Annotated in this window: 15 protein-coding genes; 6 read left to right on the top strand and 9 right to left on the bottom strand. The window is 71.9% G+C overall.

Annotated elements, in window-relative coordinates:
* Positions 1 to 98: 98 nt before the first annotated feature.
* A complete protein-coding gene (locus ACZ7G1_RS21635) occupies positions 99 to 1,922 on the bottom strand; it encodes a glycoside hydrolase family 3 protein (RefSeq protein ID WP_470876379.1) in 1,824 nt (607 codons plus the stop codon).
* A 296-nt stretch (positions 1,923 to 2,218) separates the two neighbouring features.
* On the opposite strand from ACZ7G1_RS21635, the gene ACZ7G1_RS21630 reads away from it, so the two are divergent.
* Positions 2,219 to 2,812: an AAA family ATPase gene (locus ACZ7G1_RS21630; RefSeq protein WP_470876378.1), complete on the top strand. Its 594-nt coding sequence runs from the start codon at positions 2,219 to 2,221 to the stop codon at positions 2,810 to 2,812.
* On the opposite strand, the gene ACZ7G1_RS21625 is transcribed toward ACZ7G1_RS21630, so the two are convergent.
* Together ACZ7G1_RS21625 and ACZ7G1_RS21620 are read right to left on the bottom strand one after the other, a co-directional pair.
* Positions 2,773 to 3,738 carry a linear amide C-N hydrolase gene (locus ACZ7G1_RS21625; protein WP_470876377.1) on the bottom strand — a complete coding sequence of 322 codons (966 nt, stop codon included), beginning with the start codon at positions 3,736 to 3,738 and terminating at the stop codon, positions 2,773 to 2,775. The two genes, ACZ7G1_RS21630 and ACZ7G1_RS21625, sit on opposite strands and share 40 nt — an antisense overlap.
* Positions 3,739 to 3,786: 48 nt before the next feature.
* Positions 3,787 to 4,839, bottom strand: coding sequence for a LacI family DNA-binding transcriptional regulator (locus ACZ7G1_RS21620; protein ID WP_470876376.1), 1,053 nt, complete (start codon positions 4,837 to 4,839; stop codon positions 3,787 to 3,789).
* Between the two features lie 121 nt (positions 4,840 to 4,960).
* On the opposite strand from ACZ7G1_RS21620, the gene ACZ7G1_RS21615 reads away from it, so the two are divergent.
* From ACZ7G1_RS21615 to ACZ7G1_RS21605, 3 genes are read left to right on the top strand one after another with little or no spacing between them, the layout of a single operon-like run.
* Positions 4,961 to 6,112 (top strand): Gfo/Idh/MocA family protein, encoded by a 1,152-nt coding sequence (locus ACZ7G1_RS21615; RefSeq protein WP_470876375.1) that lies wholly within the window; start codon positions 4,961 to 4,963, stop codon positions 6,110 to 6,112.
* Positions 6,109 to 7,263 (top strand): dihydrodipicolinate synthase family protein, encoded by a 1,155-nt coding sequence (locus ACZ7G1_RS21610; protein ID WP_470876374.1) that lies wholly within the window; start codon positions 6,109 to 6,111, stop codon positions 7,261 to 7,263. Before ACZ7G1_RS21615 ends, ACZ7G1_RS21610 begins: the two co-directional genes overlap by 4 nt.
* Positions 7,260 to 8,063 (top strand): sugar phosphate isomerase/epimerase family protein, encoded by an 804-nt coding sequence (locus ACZ7G1_RS21605; RefSeq protein ID WP_470876373.1) that lies wholly within the window; start codon positions 7,260 to 7,262, stop codon positions 8,061 to 8,063. The genes ACZ7G1_RS21610 and ACZ7G1_RS21605 overlap by 4 nt, the downstream gene beginning before the upstream one ends.
* A 49-nt stretch (positions 8,064 to 8,112) precedes the next feature.
* Here the strand turns inward: ACZ7G1_RS21605 and ACZ7G1_RS21600 are convergent, their stop codons facing one another.
* From ACZ7G1_RS21600 to ACZ7G1_RS21590, 3 genes are all read right to left on the bottom strand, one after another.
* Positions 8,113 to 8,529 carry a PIN domain-containing protein gene (locus ACZ7G1_RS21600; protein ID WP_470876372.1) on the bottom strand — a complete coding sequence of 139 codons (417 nt, stop codon included), beginning with the start codon at positions 8,527 to 8,529 and terminating at the stop codon, positions 8,113 to 8,115.
* A complete protein-coding gene (locus ACZ7G1_RS21595) occupies positions 8,526 to 8,762 on the bottom strand; it encodes a type II toxin-antitoxin system VapB family antitoxin (RefSeq protein WP_470876371.1) in 237 nt (78 codons plus the stop codon). The genes ACZ7G1_RS21600 and ACZ7G1_RS21595 overlap by 4 nt, the downstream gene beginning before the upstream one ends.
* A gap of 77 nt (positions 8,763 to 8,839) precedes the next feature.
* Entirely contained in the window at positions 8,840 to 9,313 is a 474-nt protein-coding gene (locus ACZ7G1_RS21590) for a DUF937 domain-containing protein (protein ID WP_470876370.1), read from the bottom strand.
* 100 nt (positions 9,314 to 9,413) lie between these two features.
* On the opposite strand from ACZ7G1_RS21590, the gene recD2 reads away from it, so the two are divergent.
* On the top strand, positions 9,414 to 11,639 hold the full coding sequence (recD2, locus tag ACZ7G1_RS21585; protein ID WP_470876368.1) for an SF1B family DNA helicase RecD2: 2,226 nt from the start codon (positions 9,414 to 9,416) through the stop codon (positions 11,637 to 11,639).
* A gap of 179 nt (positions 11,640 to 11,818) precedes the next feature.
* Positions 11,819 to 13,108, top strand: a complete 1,290-nt coding sequence (locus ACZ7G1_RS21580; RefSeq protein ID WP_470876366.1) for a citrate synthase — start codon at positions 11,819 to 11,821, stop codon at positions 13,106 to 13,108.
* Between the two features lie 379 nt (positions 13,109 to 13,487).
* Here the strand turns inward: ACZ7G1_RS21580 and ACZ7G1_RS21575 are convergent, their stop codons facing one another.
* From ACZ7G1_RS21575 to ACZ7G1_RS21565, 3 genes are all read right to left on the bottom strand, one after another.
* Complete coding sequence (locus tag ACZ7G1_RS21575; RefSeq protein WP_470876364.1) at positions 13,488 to 15,713, bottom strand: heavy metal translocating P-type ATPase; 2,226 nt, start codon at positions 15,711 to 15,713, stop codon at positions 13,488 to 13,490.
* A gap of 71 nt (positions 15,714 to 15,784) precedes the next feature.
* A complete protein-coding gene (locus tag ACZ7G1_RS21570) occupies positions 15,785 to 16,009 on the bottom strand; it encodes a heavy-metal-associated domain-containing protein (RefSeq protein WP_470876362.1) in 225 nt (74 codons plus the stop codon).
* 49 nt (positions 16,010 to 16,058) lie between these two features.
* The gene (locus ACZ7G1_RS21565) at positions 16,059 to 16,997 is read right to left on the bottom strand and encodes a PrsW family intramembrane metalloprotease (RefSeq protein WP_470876360.1); all 939 of its coding nucleotides are present in this window, start codon (positions 16,995 to 16,997) and stop codon (positions 16,059 to 16,061) included.
* Positions 16,998 to 17,022: the final 25 nt, after the last annotated feature.

The raw sequence follows: 17,022 nt of genomic DNA, 5'->3' as shown, positions 1-17,022 counted from the left end.
CCCCCCCCCCCCCCCCCCCCCCCCCCCCCCCCCCCCCCCCCCCCCCCCCCCCCCCCCCCCCCCCCCCCCCCCCCCCCCCCCCCCCCCCACCGTCGCGTCTAGCGGGTGTACGACAGGCCGTGGCCCACCGGATACAGGACCTTCGCCGGGTCGTCCGCGCTCTGGACCGGGACCGGCAGCCGGCCCAGGGGCCGCGCCTTCCCGGCGAGCACGCGGACGGCGGCGCGGAGTTCGACGTCCGTCCAGGAGTACGCGGCGAGGGTGGCGCGCTGGCCCGAGACGCGGGCGATGTCGTACGGGTTGCGGATGGCGACGGTCACCACGGGCACCCCGGTGGCCACCAGCCGTTCGACGAGGGTGCGCTGGGGGCTGGTCGCGGAGACGTTGTACGTGCCGACGAGGACGACGTCCTTGCCGGCCGCCGCCGCCACCGCCTCCTCGATCTTCGCCGCCGTCGGGGTGATGCCCGTGGACAGCGCCGTCGCCGTGAAGCCGAGTTCCGTGAGGGCGGTCGCGAGGGTCGTGGTGGGCGGCCCCGTGGTGCCGGAGGGCGAGGCGGGGTCCGCGCCGACGACGAGGACGGACGGGTGGGAGGCGGGGGAGAGCGGCAGGAAGGATTCCTCGTTGAGCAGGAGCGTGGTCGTGGCCTCGGCGATGCGGTCGGCGGCCGCGAGGTGCGCCTCGTCGCCGACGCGGCGGTCGACGCCGGCGCGGGTGACGTAGGCCCGGCGGAACAGACCGAGCCTGGACTTGAGGCGCAGGATGCGCAGGATCGATTCGTCGAGCCGCGCCTCGGTGAGCTCGCCGTTCCTGACGGCCGCCAGGACCGCGTTCCAGGCGACGTCGAGCCTCGGCGGGTTGAGGAGCTGGTCGGCGCCCGCCTTGAGGGCGAGGACGGGGACGCGTTCGTCGCCGTACTTGGTGCGGACGCCCTCCATGGCGAGGGAGTCCGTGACGACGACGCCGTCGTAGCCGAGCTGCTCGCGGAGGACGCCGGTGAGGATGGGCCGGGAGAGCGTGGCCGGGTCCTCGCTCGGGTCGAGGGCGGGCACGACGATGTGCGCGGTCATGATCGAGTCGATGCCGGCGGCGATGGCGGACCGGAAGGGCGGGGCGTCGAGCGCGCTCCACTGCTCACGGGTGTGGGTGATGGTGGGAAGCCCGTAGTGGCTGTCGACGGCCGTGTCGCCGTGGCCGGGGAAGTGCTTGGAGGTGGCGGCCACCCCGGCCCGCTGGTAGCCCTTCACCTGGGCGGCGACGAGGCCGGCGACGGCCTGCGGGTCGGAGCCGAAGGAGCGGACGCCGATGACGGGGTTGGCCGGGTTGACGTTCACGTCGGCGACCGGCGCGTAGTTCTGCCGGATGCCGACGGCGGCGAGCTCCTCGCCCGCGATCCGCGCGGCCTCGCGGGCGTCCGCGCGCGAACCACCCGCGCCGAGGGCCATCGCGCCGGGCAGCAGGGTGGCGGGCTTGCCGACGCGGCAGACGATGCCGTGTTCCTGGTCGGTGGAGATGAGGACCGGGACGGGCGTCGGCTGGGCGAGCGCGGCCTGCTGGATGCCGTTCGAGAGCCGGGCGATCTGCTGGGGGTCGCGGGTGTTGTGGGCCCAGGCGAAGTAGATGACGCCGCCCACGTGGTAACGCTCGATCAGCTCGGCGGCCGTCCGGACGCCGATCTCCTTGAGGTTGGCGTCGATGTCGGCCTGGTCGGGTGCGGTGGCCGAGTGGCCGTAGACGCGCATGACGAAGAGCTGGCCGACCTTCTCCTCAAGGGACATCCGGTCGATGAGCGCCGTGAGCTTCCGGTCGTCGGTGACCGCGTGGGCGACGGGGGCGGCGACGCCGGTGACGGCGGCCGCGGCGGCTGCCGCGGTCACCGTGAGAAGGGTGCGTCGGGAGGGGGCGGGGGCGCGGTGGTGCACTGATGCTCCTTCCGGCCGTGCAGGGATGAAGGAAACTTCCAAGGTGCCACGGATAGCCCGAAAGTAACTGCCAGGTCAAGGACCCGTACAGGAATCGCCGCCCTGCGCGCCGCCCCCGCCCGGCCCGGGAGAGCCGCCCGCTGCGCCGGCCCTGGAGGAATCCCGGGCCGCCTCGGCCGGTGCTGGAGGAATCCCGTGCGGTCTCGGCGAGCCGCCGCGACCGGACCGTAAATCCCTGGCGCCCGGCGCCCGGTGGGCGTACCTTCGACCGGTCCCACCAGCGAGGAAAGGCGCGCATGACCTTCGAGCACATCACCGTCGACACCCCCGAGCCCGCCCCGGGCGCCGTCCTGCTCGCCGGCATCCCCGGCAGCGGCAAGTCGACCGTCGCCGCCGCCCTCGCGGCCCGCTTCGCCCGCTCCGCGCACATCGAGGTCGACGACCTCCAGGAGCTGATCGCCCAGGGCTGCCACTGGCCCACCCCGGACGGAGACCCGGAGGCCGACCGCCAGATCCTGCTGCGCGCCCGCAACGGCTGCCTGCTCGCGGACAGCTTCGCCTCGGCCGGCTTCCTGCCGGTCCTCGACGACGTGGTGGTCCGCCGCTCCCACCTCGACTTCTACCGCGCCCACGTCAAGGCGGTCCCGCTGCACGTGGTGATCCTCGCCCCCGGCCCCGACAAGGCCTGGGAGCGGAACAACGCCCGCCACAAGAAGCTGACGACCAACTGGGCGTTCCTCGACGAGGCCATGCGCGCCGAACTCTCCGGCGAGGGCGTCTGGATCGACAACGCCGAGCAGACCGTCGACGAGACCGTCGAAGCGGTCCTCGCGGCGACCGGCCTCACCGCTCACGCCGACGCGAAGGCGAACGGCTCGGCCGGCTCGTAGCGGTCGCCCACGTCGCCGACCAGCCCCTCGGCCGAGAGGTCGAGCCGCGCGGCCCGGCGGAAGTCCACCGCGTCCAGCCGGGTCCAGACGATGTCGGGGGAGTACGAGGACTCGAAGCCGTACACCCCGTTCGTCAGGTCCGCCAGCGTGCGCCAGATCGTGGCCGAGATGTTCGGGCGCGCCGGATCCGGTGTCCCGAACGGCTGCGCCGCGTTCCGCATGACGCTGAGCAGTGCCGCGTAGGCCCGCGCCGGCGTCTCGGCGGGCGGCAGCCGGTCCAGGTAGTACGAGGCCCGGACGAAGCGGTCGGCGGCCTGCGTCGTGCCCGGCAGGGGCAGCTCGCCGCCGAACCCCTCGTACCGCGCCAGGTGCGCCAACTGCTCGTCGAACGGCGGGGAGTTGGTCATCACCGTGTACGCGCGGCCGTGGTGGATCCGCGGCTTCCCGGCGAGGAACTCCACCACCGCCGAGTCGCCGCTCGCGTCCTCGATCGCGAGGTGGACCGTGCTCCAGGTCCCCGACCGCTCATCACCCTGCGGCCGCACCTGGAACGGTTCCGCTTCCATCGACGCGACCGCCTCCGCGACCGTCCCGAACCGGTCCAGGACGTACTGCGTCCACATCGACACGCTCACGGCCGGCAGGCTCGCGTCCCGCTCGCCGAAGTCCGCCTCCGCCAGCCACAGCAGATGCGCCCCGAGCCCCGCCTCGTTCATCCCGTCGGTCGTGGCCCTGTCGTACGCGGTCGCCACCACGCTCCCGTACTCCGCCGTCCACCGCAGCGCCGCCGGATCGTCCCCCACCCCGGTCCGCCCGACCCCCCTCGGCAGCACCCACAGGTTCGTCCCCAGACCCTGCTTCCAGTCCATGTTCCGGCCGACCACCACCGGCTGCCCCTCGGCCCGCCACATCACCCGCGTACACATGCACGCCAGGCTAAACGGGCAAAACCCTCCTGAAACGGACCGCCGCGCTCAGGCTTCGCCTCGCGGCCCCGCCGTCGATCCCCGTACCACCAGCTCCGCCGGGACCGCCTCCAGGCCCCCCGTCGGGGGCTCCTCCGCGCCCATGGCGAGGCGGCCCGCGCGGATGCCGGACGCGTGGAGGGGGAGGTGGACGGTGGTGAGGGCGGGGACGGCGTCGACGGAGAAGGGGAGGTCGTCGAAGCCGGCGACGGAGACGTCGTCCGGGATGGACAGGCCGCGCTCGCGCAGGGCGGCGCAGACGCCGAGGGCGACCGTGTCGTTGGCGGCGACGATCGCGGTCAGCTCCGGGTCGAGGGCGAGGAGTTCCCGCGTCGCCCGGTGGCCCGAGAGGCGGTCGTACGGGCCGTGGACCGTCGGGCCCTCGGGGACGCCCGCCGCCGCGAGCGCCTCGCGGTGGCCCTCCAGGCGGTGCCGGGTGGTGGTCCGGTCGGCCGGCCCGGCCACGTAACCGATGCGGCGGTGCCCGAGGCCGAGCAGATGCTCCGTCAGGCGCCGTCCGCCGGCGCGGTTGTCGAAGACGAGGGCCGCCGCGTGGGCGTCGCCGGGCACCGGGGGGCGCCCGCACAGGACGACCCGGGTCCCGGCCTCGGCGAGCTTGGCCAGTTTGGCCGCCGTCGCCGCCAGGTGCACCGGGTCCTCGAGGGAGCCGCCCATGAGGATCACGGCGGCGGCCCGCTGGCGCTGGAGCAGGGTGAGGTAGGTCAGCTCGCGCTCGGGGGAGCCGCCGGTGTTGCAGACGACGGCGAGCTTCTCGCCCCCGCCGCGCCCGGAGGCGCTCTCCCCGATCGCGCTCTGCGCGGCGCTCGCCATGATCCCGAAGAAGGGGTCGGCGATGTCGTTGACCAGCACGCCGACCAGGTCGGACGTGGCGGCGGCGAGGGAGCTGGCGGGGCCGTTGAGGACGTAGTCCAGCTCGTCGACGGCCCGCAGGACCCGCTCGCGGGTCGAGGCGGCGACCGGGTAGTTGCCGTTGAGGACGCGGGAGACGGTCGCGGGGGAGACCCCGGCGCGGGCGGCCACGTCCGCCAGGGTGACGGTCATCGGTGCGTACCTCCGGGGCCCTTGTCGACGGTGATGTCGGCAGGCTAGCGTCATCCCCGATGGAAAGCGCTTTCTATCCGTCGGGAACGAGAGCGCGGAGCACCGGGGAGAGGAACCTTCCGTGACACGCAGGACAGTCCGCATCGCCATGAACGGCGTCACCGGACGCATGGGCTACCGCCAGCACCTCGTCCGCTCGATCCTCGCCCTGCGCGAACAGGGCGGCCTCGACCTCGGCAACGGCGAGACCCTCTGGCCCGAGCCCGTCCTCGTCGGCCGCCGCGAGCACGCCCTGCGCGCCCTCGCCGAGCGCCACGGCCTCACCGAGTGGTCGACCGACCTCGACGCCGTCCTCGCCGACGACACGATCGACGTCTACTTCGACGCCCAGGTCACCTCCGCCCGCGTCGACGCCCTCACCAAGGCCATCGACGCGGGAAAGCACATCTACACCGAGAAGCCCACCGCCGCCGACCTCGCCGGCGCCCTCGACCTCGCCCGCCGCGCCACCGCCAAGGGCATCAAGCACGGCGTCGTCCAGGACAAGCTGTTCCTGCCGGGCCTGCTCAAGCTCAAGCGCCTCATCGACGGCGGCTTCTTCGGCGAGATCCTGTCGATCCGGGGCGAGTTCGGCTACTGGGTCTTCGAGGGCGACTGGCAGGACGCCCAGCGCCCCAGCTGGAACTACCGCGCCGAGGACGGCGGCGGCATCGTCGTCGACATGTTCCCGCACTGGGAGTACGTGCTCCACGAACTCTTCGGCCGGGTCACCACCGTCACCGCCCACGTCGCCACGCACGTCCCGCAGCGCTGGGACGAACAGGGCAAGCCGTACCCCGCCACCGCCGACGACGCCGCCTACGGCATCTTCCAGCTGGAGAGCGGCGCCACCGCCCAGATCAACTCCTCCTGGACGGTCCGCGTCCACCGCGACGAACTCGTCGAGTTCCAGGTCGACGGCACCCACGGCTCCGCCGTCGCCGGCCTGCGCGGCTGCCGCGTCCAGCACCGCTCGGCCACCCCCAAGCCCGTCTGGAACCCCGACATCCCCGTCACCGAGTCCTTCCGCGACCAGTGGCAGGACGTCCCCGACAACGCCGAGTTCGACAACGGCTTCAAGGCCCAGTGGGAACTCTTCCTGCGGCACGTCGCCCTCGACGAGCCCTACCACTGGGACCTCCTCGCCGGCGCCCGCGGCGTCCAGCTCGCCGAGCTCGGCCTCAGGTCCGCCGCCGAGGGCCGCCGCCTCGACGTCCCGGAGGTCTCCCTGTGACCCTCCGACTGCCCTCACCGGACGGCTCCACGCGCGCGTACGAGCCCCGCCCGGAACCGTTCGCGCTCTCCGCGACCGGCCCACTGACCTCCCGTACCGTCTTCTCCGCCGCGCACGTCGTCGCCGACCCCTTCGCCGACACCACCCCCGACTCCCCGGCCGCCGTCGACTGGGACGCCACCCTCGCTTTCCGCCACCACCTCTGGTCCCACGGCCTCGGGGTCGCCGAGGCCATGGACACCGCACAGCGCGGGATGGGCCTCGACTGGGCGGGCGCCGCCGAGCTGATCCGACGCTCGGGGGCCGAGGCCCGCGCCGTCGGCGGGGCCATCGCCTGCGGCGTCGGCACCGACCAGCTCACCGGTCCGGCCGGCCTCCCGCGGATCCGGGCCGCCTACGAGGAACAGCTCGCCGTCGTCGAGGAGTCGGGCGCGCGGGCCGTCCTCATGGCCTCCCGCGCCCTCGCCGCCGAGGCCGCGGGCCCCGAGGACTACCTCGACCTCTACGGCCACCTCCTCCGCCAGGCCGGCGAGCCGGTCATCCTGCACTGGCTCGGCCCCATGTTCGACCCGGCCCTTGAGGGCTACTGGGGCTCGGCCGACCTGGACGCCGCCACCGAGACCTTCCTCGACGTGATCGCCGCCCACCCCGACAAGGTCGACGGCATCAAGGTCTCCCTCCTCGACGCCCGCCGCGAGGTCGAACTCCGCCGCCGCCTCCCCGAGGGCGTCCGCTGCTACACGGGCGACGACTTCCACTACCCGGAGCTGATCGCCGGCGACGACCAGGGCTTCAGCCACGCCCTCCTCGGCATCTTCGACCCCCTGGGCCCGCTCGCCGCCGACGCGGTCCGCACCCTCGACACCGGTGACGTCGACGGCTTCCGCAAGACCCTCGACCCCACCGTCGCCCTCTCCCGGCACCTCTTCGAGACCCCCACCCGCTTCTACAAGACGGGCGTCGTCCTCCTCGCCTGGCTCGCCGGCCACCAGGAGCACTTCACCATGGTCGGCGGCCTCCAGTCGGCCCGCTCCCTCCCGCACCTCGCCAAGGCCTACGAACTCGCCGACGGCCTCGGCCTGTTCCCGGACCCGGCGCTCGCGGAGTCCCGCATGCGCGCCCTCCTCACGGTCCACGGAGTCCCCCAGTGAACCTCGACCGCTTCTCCGTCAACCAGATGACCGTCAAGCAACTGCCCCTGCCCGAGCTGGTCGAGCACTGCCTCCGCCTCGGCATCCCGGGCATCGGCCTCTGGCGCGAACCCGTCCGGTCCTACGGCGTCGAAGCCACCGCCGCCCTCGTCCGCGACGCCGGCCTCACCGTCACCACCCTCTGCCGTGGCGGCTTCTTCACGACCGACGGCTGGGAGGCCGACAACCGCGCCGCGATCGACGAGGCGGTGACCCTCGGCACGGACACCCTGGTCCTCGTCTCGGGCGGCCTCACCCCGTCCTGCCCCGACCTCCCGTCGGCACGGGCCCGCATCACCGAGGCGATAGCCGAACTGGCCCCGTACGCGGGCGAGAAGGGCATCCGCCTGGCCATCGAACCCCTCCACCCCATGTACGCCTCCGACCGCTGCGCCGTCTCCACCCTCGACCAAGCCCTGGAGATAGCCGAGCACTTCCCGCCCTCGCAGGTCGGCGTCACCATCGACACCTACCACCTCTGGTGGGACGACCGCGCCCCTGCGGCCGTGGCTCGCGCGGGAGCGGCGGGCCGCATCCACTCCTTCCAACTCGCCGACTGGACCACCCCCCTCCCAGCGGGCGTCCTCAACGGCCGCGGCCAGCTCGGCACGGGCGCCATCGACCTCCACGCCTGGGCCGACCTGGTGGAGAAGGCCGGCTACACCGGCCCGGTCGAGGTGGAGCTCTTCAACGACGACCTGTGGGCGAGGGACGGCGTCGAGGTCCTGGAGGAAACCCTGGACGGCTTCCTGGCGGTCTGACGGCGGGCCCCGCACGTCCGGCCCCGCCCGGCCGTGCGGGGTTGGACGGTCACCCTCCGAGGTGCCGTACGTCCTGCTGCTCGACCTCTTCGAGGACGCGGGCGACCGTGGCGAAGTCGTCGTCCCTGTGCAGGATGGTCAGCCCGTGATGGATCGCCGTGGCGCAGATCAGGAGGTCGACGACACCGGCCGCGCGGTGCTGTCCCTTCTGCGTGAGCTTGTACTGGGCGGTCTCCACCCACCGCCATGCGTCCTCGGGGACGCGCACGGTTCCGAATGTGGCGGAGAGGTCCTCGTCGATCTCGTCGCGGTCGGCCGGGCCGGTCGCGCTGAAGAGGATCTCCGCACGAGTGGCCTCGCACATGCCGACGGCGCCTGCTCTGAGCGCGGAGTCCCAGCGATGAAGTGCGGCGGGGTCGGCGCCGAGGTGCACGTACGCGCTGGTGTCGACGAGATACGCGATCACTCGGCGGCTACGCCGTGCTGAGCGGCCTTCCGGGCTTCCCAGTCCCGGCGCAGGGGCTCCAGCTCGCCCCGTGCGCCCCGCTCCGCGAGTCGCCGGAGGGCCGCGACTCGACGATGACTCTTGACGACCTCTTCCAGCGCCCGGTTGATGGTGTCCTTCTTCGTGGTCGTACCGAGCAGCTTCGCCGCCTCGGCGAGCACATCGTCATCCACGTCCACGTTGGTCACACTCATGATCGACCTCCGAACATCCCATGTGGGAAGAACGCTCATGTCTCCCACATGCTAGCTCGGAGGTGACACCGGCAGCGCTACTTCCTCGCGCCCCCACCCCCGCCCAGCAGGTCACCCAGACCGCCCCCGCCGCCCTTCTTCGAGGCCGCGCGCTTGGTGAGGGCGGCGATGACGACCGGGACCAGGATGTCGACGGCGCGGTTGACCGTCGCGGGCGGGAGGCCGGTGCGCTTGGCGACCGCGTTCGCGGCGGGTTTCGCCAGCTTGGCGAGCACGCCCGCCATAAGCCCACCGGCTGCCAGGCCGCCAAGGGGGGCGACGCCCTGGAGGGGAGGTTCGGGGGAGGTGACCTCGTCGATGGCGGCGCGGACCTCGTCCGCGCTGCTCGGTTCGGCCGCCGCCTGCCGCAGCTCCCCGGAGAGCTCGGTGACCGAACTGCCCACGAGGGACCGGGCCTCGGCGGTGTCGGTGCCGAGCAGGCCGGCGATCTCCTGGAGGCGGTCGTCGCCGAGCTCGGTCAGGACCTCGTCCTGGAATGAAGAGTCAGTCATGCCGGAAACGCTACGGTTCATCCTGTTTCCCGGCACCCCGGGGGAGGGTTGTCCACACGGGCCCCGTACCGGTGTCCGAGGGCTTCGCTACGGTCGGTGCATGTCCAACGAGGGTCGCGGGGTGGCAGTCGTCGAAGGGGTCCTGGAGAGGATCACCTACGCGAACGAGGAGAGCGGGTACACGGTCGCGCGGGTCGACACCGGGCGGGGGGCCGGGGATCTGCTGACGGTGGTCGGGGCGCTGCTGGGGGCGCAGCCGGGGGAGTCGCTGCGGATGGAGGGGCGGTGGGGGTCGCATCCGCAGTACGGGAAGCAGTTCACCGTCGACAACTACACGACGCTCCTGCCCGCCACGATCCAGGGGATCCGCCGGTATCTGGGGTCGGGGCTGGTGAAGGGGATCGGGCCGGTGTTCGCGGACCGGATCACGCAGCACTTCGGGTTGGAGACCCTGGACATCCTCGAAGAGGCGCCCGGGCGGCTGATCGAGGTGCCGGGGCTCGGGCCGAAGCGGACGAAGAAGATCATGGCGGCGTGGGAGGAGCAGAAGGCGATCAAGGAGGTGATGGTCTTCCTCCAGGGGGTGGGGGTGTCCACCTCGATCGCGGTGCGGATCTACAAGAAGTACGGGGACGCGTCGATCTCGGTGGTGCGGAACCAGCCGTACCGGCTCGCGGCCGACGTCTGGGGCATCGGCTTCCTGACGGCCGACAAGATCGCGCAGGCCGTCGGCATCCCGCACGACAGTCCGGACCGGGTGAAGGCGGGACTGCAGTACGCGCTGTCGCAGTCGACGGACCAGGGGCACTGCTTCCTGCCCGAGGAGCGGCTGATCGCGGACGCGGTGAAGCTGCTCCAGGTCGACACGGGGCTGGTCATCGAGTGCCTCGCCGAGCTCGCGGAGGACCCCGAGGGGGTCGTGCGGGAGGTGGTGCCGGGGCCGGAGGGGACGCCGGTCACCGCCGTGTTCCTGGTGCCGTTCCACCGGGCCGAGCTGTCGCTCGCGGGGCAGCTGCGGCGGCTGCTGCGGACGGAGGAGGACCGGATGCCGGCCTTCCGGGACGTCGCCTGGGACAAGGCGCTCGCCTGGCTCGCGGACCGGACGGGGGCCTCCCTCGCGCCCGAGCAGGAGGAGGCGGTGCGGCTCGCGCTGACCCGGAAGGTCGCGGTCCTGACGGGCGGCCCCGGCTGCGGCAAGTCGTTCACCGTCCGCTCCATCGTGGAGCTGGCCCGGGCCAAGAAGGCGAAGGTGGTGCTCGCCGCGCCCACCGGCCGGGCCGCCAAGCGGCTCGCCGAGCTGACCGGCGCCGAGGCCTCGACCGTCCACCGGCTCCTGGAGCTGAAGCCGGGCGGTGACGCGGCCTACGACCGCGACCGGCCGCTCGACGCCGACCTGGTCGTCGTCGACGAGGCCTCGATGCTCGACCTGCTCCTTGCGAACAAGCTGGTCAAGGCCGTGGCACCGGGTGCCCACCTGCTGCTCGTCGGGGACGTCGACCAGCTGCCGTCGGTCGGCGCCGGGGAGGTCCTCGGCGATCTGCTCGCCCCCGGCAGCCCCGTACCGGCGGTCCGGCTGACCCGGATCTTCCGGCAGGCGCAGCAGTCCGGCGTGGTCACCAACGCGCACCGGATCAACGCCGGCACCCCGCCGCTGACCCAGGGCCTGCCGGACTTCTTCCTCTTCGTCGAGGAGGAGACCGAGGACGCCGCCCGGGTCGCCGTGGACGTCGCCGCCCGCCGCATCCCGGCGAAGTTCGGCCTCGACCCGCGCCGGGACGTCCAGGTCCTCGCCCCCATGCACCGGGGTCCGGCGGGCGCGGGCTCGCTCAACGGCCTGCTCCAGCAGGCGATCACCCCGGCCCGCCCCGACCTGCCGGAGAAGCGGTTCGGCGGCCGGGTGTTCCGGGTGGGAGACAAGGTCACCCAGATTCGGAACAACTATGAGAAGGGGGCCAACGGGGTCTTCAACGGTACGGTCGGCGTCGTCACGGAGCTGGACGCCGTCGAGCAGCGGCTGACGGTGCGGACGGACGAGGACGAGGAGGTGCCGTACGACTTCGACGAGCTGGACGAGCTCGCCCACGCGTACGCGGTCACCATCCACCGTTCGCAGGGCAGCGAGTATCCGGCGGTGGTGATCCCGGTCACCATGAGCGCGTGGATGATGCTCCAGCGGAACCTGCTCTACACGGCCGTGACCCGGGCCCGGAAGCTGGTCGTCCTGGTCGGCTCCCGGCGGGCGATCGCCCAGGCGGTGCGTACCGTCTCGGTGGGCAGGCGCTTTACCGCACTCGCCCACCGGCTCACAGGGGAGCCCCTCGTGTGAAAGATCACGGAGGACTACCGGAACCGGGGCGAAGGGGGCAGGATATGAAGGTTGGCGGCACTGAGTGCCGCCGATTGGCCCAATGGTCGACCCCGAGTGCACTCTCCTGAGCCAAATGGGGGATGGTAGAGACAGTCAGGGCACCTCGAAGAAGAGGCACTACGTCGGTGAGGGATGACGTGAGCGACAACTCTGTAGTACTGCGGTACGCGGACGGTGAATACACCTACCCGGTGGTCGAGAGCACCGTCGGCGACAAGGGCTTCGACATCGGGAAACTCCGAGCCCAGACCGGTCTGGTCACCCTGGACAGCGGATACGGCAACACCGCCGCCTATAAATCCGCCATCACCTACCTCGATGGTGAGCAGGGGATTCTGCGGTACCGCGGTTACCCCATCGAGCAGCTGGCGGAGCGCTCCACCTTCCTTGAGGTGGCGTACCTGCTGATCAACGGCGAGCTGCCGAAGGTCGACGAGCTGGCGACCTTCAAGAACGAGATCACGCAGCACACGCTCGTCCACGAGGACGTCAAGAACTTCTTCCGCGGCTTCCCGCGGGACGCCCACCCGATGGCGATGCTGTCGTCGGTGGTCTCCGCGCTGTCCACCTTCTACCAGGACAGCCACAACCCGTTCGACGAGCAGCAGCGTCACCTCTCCACGATCCGGCTGCTCGCCAAGCTGCCGACGATCGCGGCGTACGCCTACAAGAAGTCGATCGGTCACCCCTTCGTCTACCCGCGCAACGACCTCGGGTACGTCGAGAACTTCCTGCGCATGACCTTCTCGGTCCCGGCGCAGGAGTACGAGCTCGACCCGGTCGTCGTCTCGGCGCTCGACAAGCTGCTGATCCTGCACGCGGACCACGAGCAGAACTGCTCGACCTCCACCGTGCGTCTGGTCGGCTCCTCGCAGGCGAACATGTTCGCCTCGATCTCCGCCGGCATCTCGGCCCTCTGGGGCCCCCTGCACGGTGGCGCCAACCAGTCGGTCCTGGAGATGCTCGAGGGCATCAAGGCCAACGGCGGCGATGTCGACTCCTTCATCCGCAAGGTGAAGAACAAGGAGGACGGCGTCCGCCTGATGGGCTTCGGCCACCGGGTGTACAAGTCCTTCGACCCGCGCGCCAAGATCATCAAGGCGGCGGCGCACGATGTCCTCTCGGCCCTCGGCAAGTCCGACGAGCTGCTCGACATCGCGCTCAAGCTGGAGGAGCACGCGCTCTCCGACGAGTACTTCGTCTCGCGCAACCTCTACCCGAACGTGGACTTCTACACGGGCCTGATCTACCGCGCCATGGGCTTCCCGACCGAGATGTTCACGGTCCTCTTCGCCCTCGGCCGCCTCCCCGGCTGGATCGCCCAGTGGCACGAGATGATCAAGGAGCCCGGCTCCCGCATCGGCCGCCCCCGTCAGATCTACACCGGCGAGGTCCTCCGCGACTTCGTCCCGGTCGAGGCCCGCTAGGGGAACCGAGCCCCAAAGCAAAAAGGAAGCGCCCCGCTGCGTCGATCCCCCCACGGGTCGATGAGCGGGGCGCTTCCGGGTCCCGGTGCGGATTCCCCCCACGGGATCCGGGCCGGGCGTCTGCGGTGTGAGCAGAAGCTACGCGGGTCGGGCGCGATGCGGTCTGCCGGGGTACGTACGGGAGGGCCGCTCAAAGCTCCCCGGTGCACGTGCCCCGGCCAACGCTTGCCTGGAACGTCCCCCAAGACATTCCATGAACGTCCCCCAAGACGTTCTCGGCATCGCCCACTTAGACTCGCGAACAGCCCAGATGGTTACCCCCCAATATCTGTGATCTAGATCTCCTTGTGAAGGTCCTGTGCGTCACGTGTAGGTGAAATCACGTGAAGCGACGCAGCCGGAGGCTGTTGGATACGACGAACACGGACGAAAAGGCCATCGCGAGGCCGGCGATCATCGGGTTGAGGAGTCCGGCGGCCGCGAGGGGGAGCGCGGCGAGGTTGTAGCCGAAGGCCCAGCCGAGGTTGCCCTTGATGGTGGCGAGGGTGCGGCGGGAGAGCCGGATGGCGTCCGCCGCGACCCGCAGGTCGCCCCGGACCAGGGTCAGGTCGCTCGCCTCGATGGCCGCGTCGGTGCCCGTGCCCATCGCGAGGCCGAGGTCGGCGGTGGCGAGCGCGGCGGCGTCGTTGACCCCGTCGCCGACCATGGCGACCGTCCGGCCCTCGGCCTGGAGGCGCCGTACGACCTCGGCCTTCTCCTCGGGCAGGACCTCGGCGATCACCTCGTCGATGCCGACCTGGGCGGCCACGGTCTCGGCGACGGTCCGGTGGTCGCCGGTGAGCAGCACGGGGCGCAGGCCGAGCCCGCGCAGCCGGGCGACGGCTTCGGCGCTGGTGTCCTTGACGGTGTCGGCGACGGTCAGGGTGCCCCGGGCGATCCCGTCCCAGGCGACGTGGACGGCGCCGGGTGCCGCCGCTGGGGGGACGTCGATCCCTTCGGCGGTGAGGAGTGCGGCGCGGCCGACGAGGACGAGCCGGCCGTCGACGGAGCCGCGTACGCCGAGCCCGGGGACGTTCTCGAAGGTCTTGGGTACGGGGAGCTCTCCGCAGCGCTCGGCGGCGCCGGCCGCGACGGCGCGGGCGACGGGGTGTTCGGAGGCGTGTTCCAGGGCGCCGGCGAGCCGCAGCAGTTCGGCCTCGTCGGTGGCGTCGGTGCCGTACTTCCCGCCGTACACGTGCACGCCGGCCAGTCGCATCCGTCCGGTGGTGACGGTGCCGGTCTTGTCGAGGACGACGGTGTCGACGCGGCGGGTGGACTCCAGGACCTCGGGTCCCTTGATGAGGATGCCGAGCTGGGCGCCGCGCCCGGTGCCGACCATGAGGGCGGTCGGGGTGGCGAGGCCGAGGGCGCAGGGGCAGGCGATGATCAGGACGGCGACGGCGGCGGTGAACGAGGCGGTGGGGTCGTCGGTGAGCAGCAGCCAGGTGACGAGGGTGCCGAGTGCGATGAGCAGCACGACGGGGACGAAGACGGCGGAGATCCGGTCGGCGAGCCGCTGGACCCGGGCCTTGCCGTTCTGGGCGTCCTCGACGAGCTTCGCCATCCGGGCGAGCCGGGTGTCGTCGCCGACCTCGGTGGCGCGGACGACGAGCCGGCCCGAGACGTTGACGCAGCCGCCGGTGACCTGGGTGCCCTCGGTGACGTCGAGGGGCAGTGATTCGCCGGTGAGCAGGGAGGCGTCGACGGCGGAGGCGCCTTCGGCGACGGTGCCGTCGGTGGCGATCTTCTCGCCGGGGCGTACGACGAAGAGGTCGCCGGTACGGAGCTCGGTGACCGGCACCCGTACTTCCTTGCCTTCCTTCAGCACGGCCACGTCCTTGGCGCCGAGCTCCATGAGGGCCCGCAGGGCGGAGCCGGCCTTCCGTTTGGCGCGGGCCTCCAGGTAGCGGCCGAGGAGGATGAAGGTGACGACTCCGGCGGCGACCTCCAGGTAGATCGAGGAGGAGGCGTGGGCGCGGTCGGCGGTGAGGTCGAAGCCGTGTCGCATGCCGGGCGTGCCGGCGTCGCCGAGGAAGAGGGCCCAGAGGGACCAGCCGTAGGCGGCGAGGGTGCCGACGGAGACGAGGGTGTCCATGGTGGCGGCGCCGTGCCGGAGGTTGGTCCAGGCGGCCCGGTGGAAGGGGAGTCCGCCCCAGACGACGACGGGGGAGGCGAGGGTGAGCGAGAGCCACTGCCAGTTGTCGAACTGGAGCGAGGGGACCATGGCGAGCAGGACCACGGGCGCGGCGAGGACCGCCGAGACGGTGAGGCGCTGCCGCAGGGAGGCGAGCTCGGGGTCGGCCGGTTCGTCCTCGCCCGGGGTCTCCTCGGGGGTGACGGCCGGCGGGAGGGGTTCCTCGGCGGTGTAGCCGGTCTTCACGACGGTGGCGATCAGCGCGTCGACGCCGACGTCCGCCGGGTGCTCGACGTGCGCCTTCTCGGTGGCGTAGTTGACGGTGGCGGTGACGCCGTCCATCCGGTTGAGCTTCTTCTCGACGCGGGCGGCGCAGGAGGCGCAGGTCATCCCGCCGATGGTCAGCTCGGTGACGGTGGTGCTGGGTGGCATGAGCGGTTCCAAAAGGGGAGCAGGGCCGTACCAGGTAACGGTACGGCCCTGCGGAGGTGGTGCGGGAGCGGTCAGACCAGCTCGTAGCCGGCCTCGTCCACGGCGGCGGCGACGGCCGCGCGGTCGAGGGGGGCCTCGGAGACGACGGTGACCTCGCCGGTCTTGGCGACGGCGGTGACGGAGGCGACGCCCGGGATCTCGGAGATCTCGCTGGAGACGGCACCCTCGCAGTGGCCGCAGGTCATGCCCTTGACCTGGTAGACGGTGGTGAGTTCGGTCTTCGTCTCTGCGGTCATGGTGCTCTCCTCCTGGGGGTCAGGGTCTTACGGTACCGAGACTATACCCCTAGGGGGTATGAAATCCAGTCGGATCGGGTGCCCGGCGCGCGAGCGATCTCAGCCAGGCGAGCCCCACCAGTGTCACCAGCACCAGCCCGGCGACCGAGAAGAGGGTGAACAGGTGCTCCTGCTGCGAGGTGGGCTGCGGGATGTACCCCTGGGCGAAGAGCGAACGATCCAGGTCGGTGGTGGTCACCCGGAGCACCAGCCAGAGCGCGATGCCGTGCATCGAGTCCCAGAGCGCGTGCAGGACCGCGACCCCGAGGTAGGTGCCGATGACGGGCCCGGTGAAGCGGAAGCGGCCGTCGGGACGGCGGAAGGCGAGCAGGACCGCGCCGGCGATCGCCGTCCACAGGCCGTGTCCGAAGGGGGCGAGCACCCCGCGCAGGATCTCGGTCTCCAGGAGCGAGCGCAGGTCGATGCCGTCCATGGTGACGGCGGCGTTGAAGGCGTACCCCGCGCTCTCGAAGGCGGCGAAGCCGAAGCCGACCGAGCCGCCGAGGACGAGCCCGGCGCGGTAGCCGCGCAGCCACGGGTAGCGGCGCACGACGAACATCAGGGCGAGGAGCTTCACCGCCTCCTCGATCAGGCCGACCCCCAGGAACATCCACAGGGAGGGGTGGAGCAGGTAGTACTCCATGACCGAGGCCCCGAGCACGCCCAGGACGCCGCCGGTGACGAAGCAGCCGAGGATCACCGGGACGCCGAAGTCGCGGCCGTGCCGCTCGTACGCCCAGAGGACGAAGACCGCCGGGACGAGGAAGCTGCCGAGCAGGATGAGGGTGGGGAGGAGGGTGGTGTTCTCGGTGGCGTACGTGACGGCCGCCGTCAGGAGCCAGAGCGCGAGACCGCCCCAGAGGCAGCGCTTCCAGAGTCCCGGGCGCGGCCGCGGGACCGGCGGCGCGGGGGGCGGGGGTGTCTGTGTGGTGGGTGGGTACTCGTGCACGGCCGGGCCTCCAAGTCCCTCCGCC

This window comes from Streptomyces sp. NPDC037273 (genome assembly GCF_055603625.1).
Note: the sequence above shows the minus strand (reverse complement) of the source record. Positions and strands in the feature narration are given on the sequence as shown.

Excerpts from the sequence above, each read along its gene's own strand:
- ACZ7G1_RS21630 (WP_470876378.1), top strand. The coding sequence starts at position 2,219 with ATGACCTTCGAGCACATCACCGTCGACACCCCCGAGCCCGCCCCGGGC.
- ACZ7G1_RS21590 (WP_470876370.1), bottom strand. The coding sequence starts at position 9,313 with ATGACTGACTCTTCATTCCAGGACGAGGTCCTGACCGAGCTCGGCGAC.
- ACZ7G1_RS21625 (WP_470876377.1), bottom strand. The coding sequence starts at position 3,738 with ATGTGTACGCGGGTGATGTGGCGGGCCGAGGGGCAGCCGGTGGTGGTC.
- ACZ7G1_RS21570 (WP_470876362.1), bottom strand. The coding sequence starts at position 16,009 with ATGACCGCAGAGACGAAGACCGAACTCACCACCGTCTACCAGGTCAAG.
- ACZ7G1_RS21620 (WP_470876376.1), bottom strand. The coding sequence starts at position 4,839 with ATGACCGTCACCCTGGCGGACGTGGCCGCCCGCGCCGGGGTCTCCCCC.
- ACZ7G1_RS21575 (WP_470876364.1), bottom strand. The coding sequence starts at position 15,713 with ATGCCACCCAGCACCACCGTCACCGAGCTGACCATCGGCGGGATGACC.
- ACZ7G1_RS21595 (WP_470876371.1), bottom strand. The coding sequence starts at position 8,762 with ATGAGTGTGACCAACGTGGACGTGGATGACGATGTGCTCGCCGAGGCG.
- recD2 (WP_470876368.1), top strand. The coding sequence starts at position 9,414 with ATGTCCAACGAGGGTCGCGGGGTGGCAGTCGTCGAAGGGGTCCTGGAG.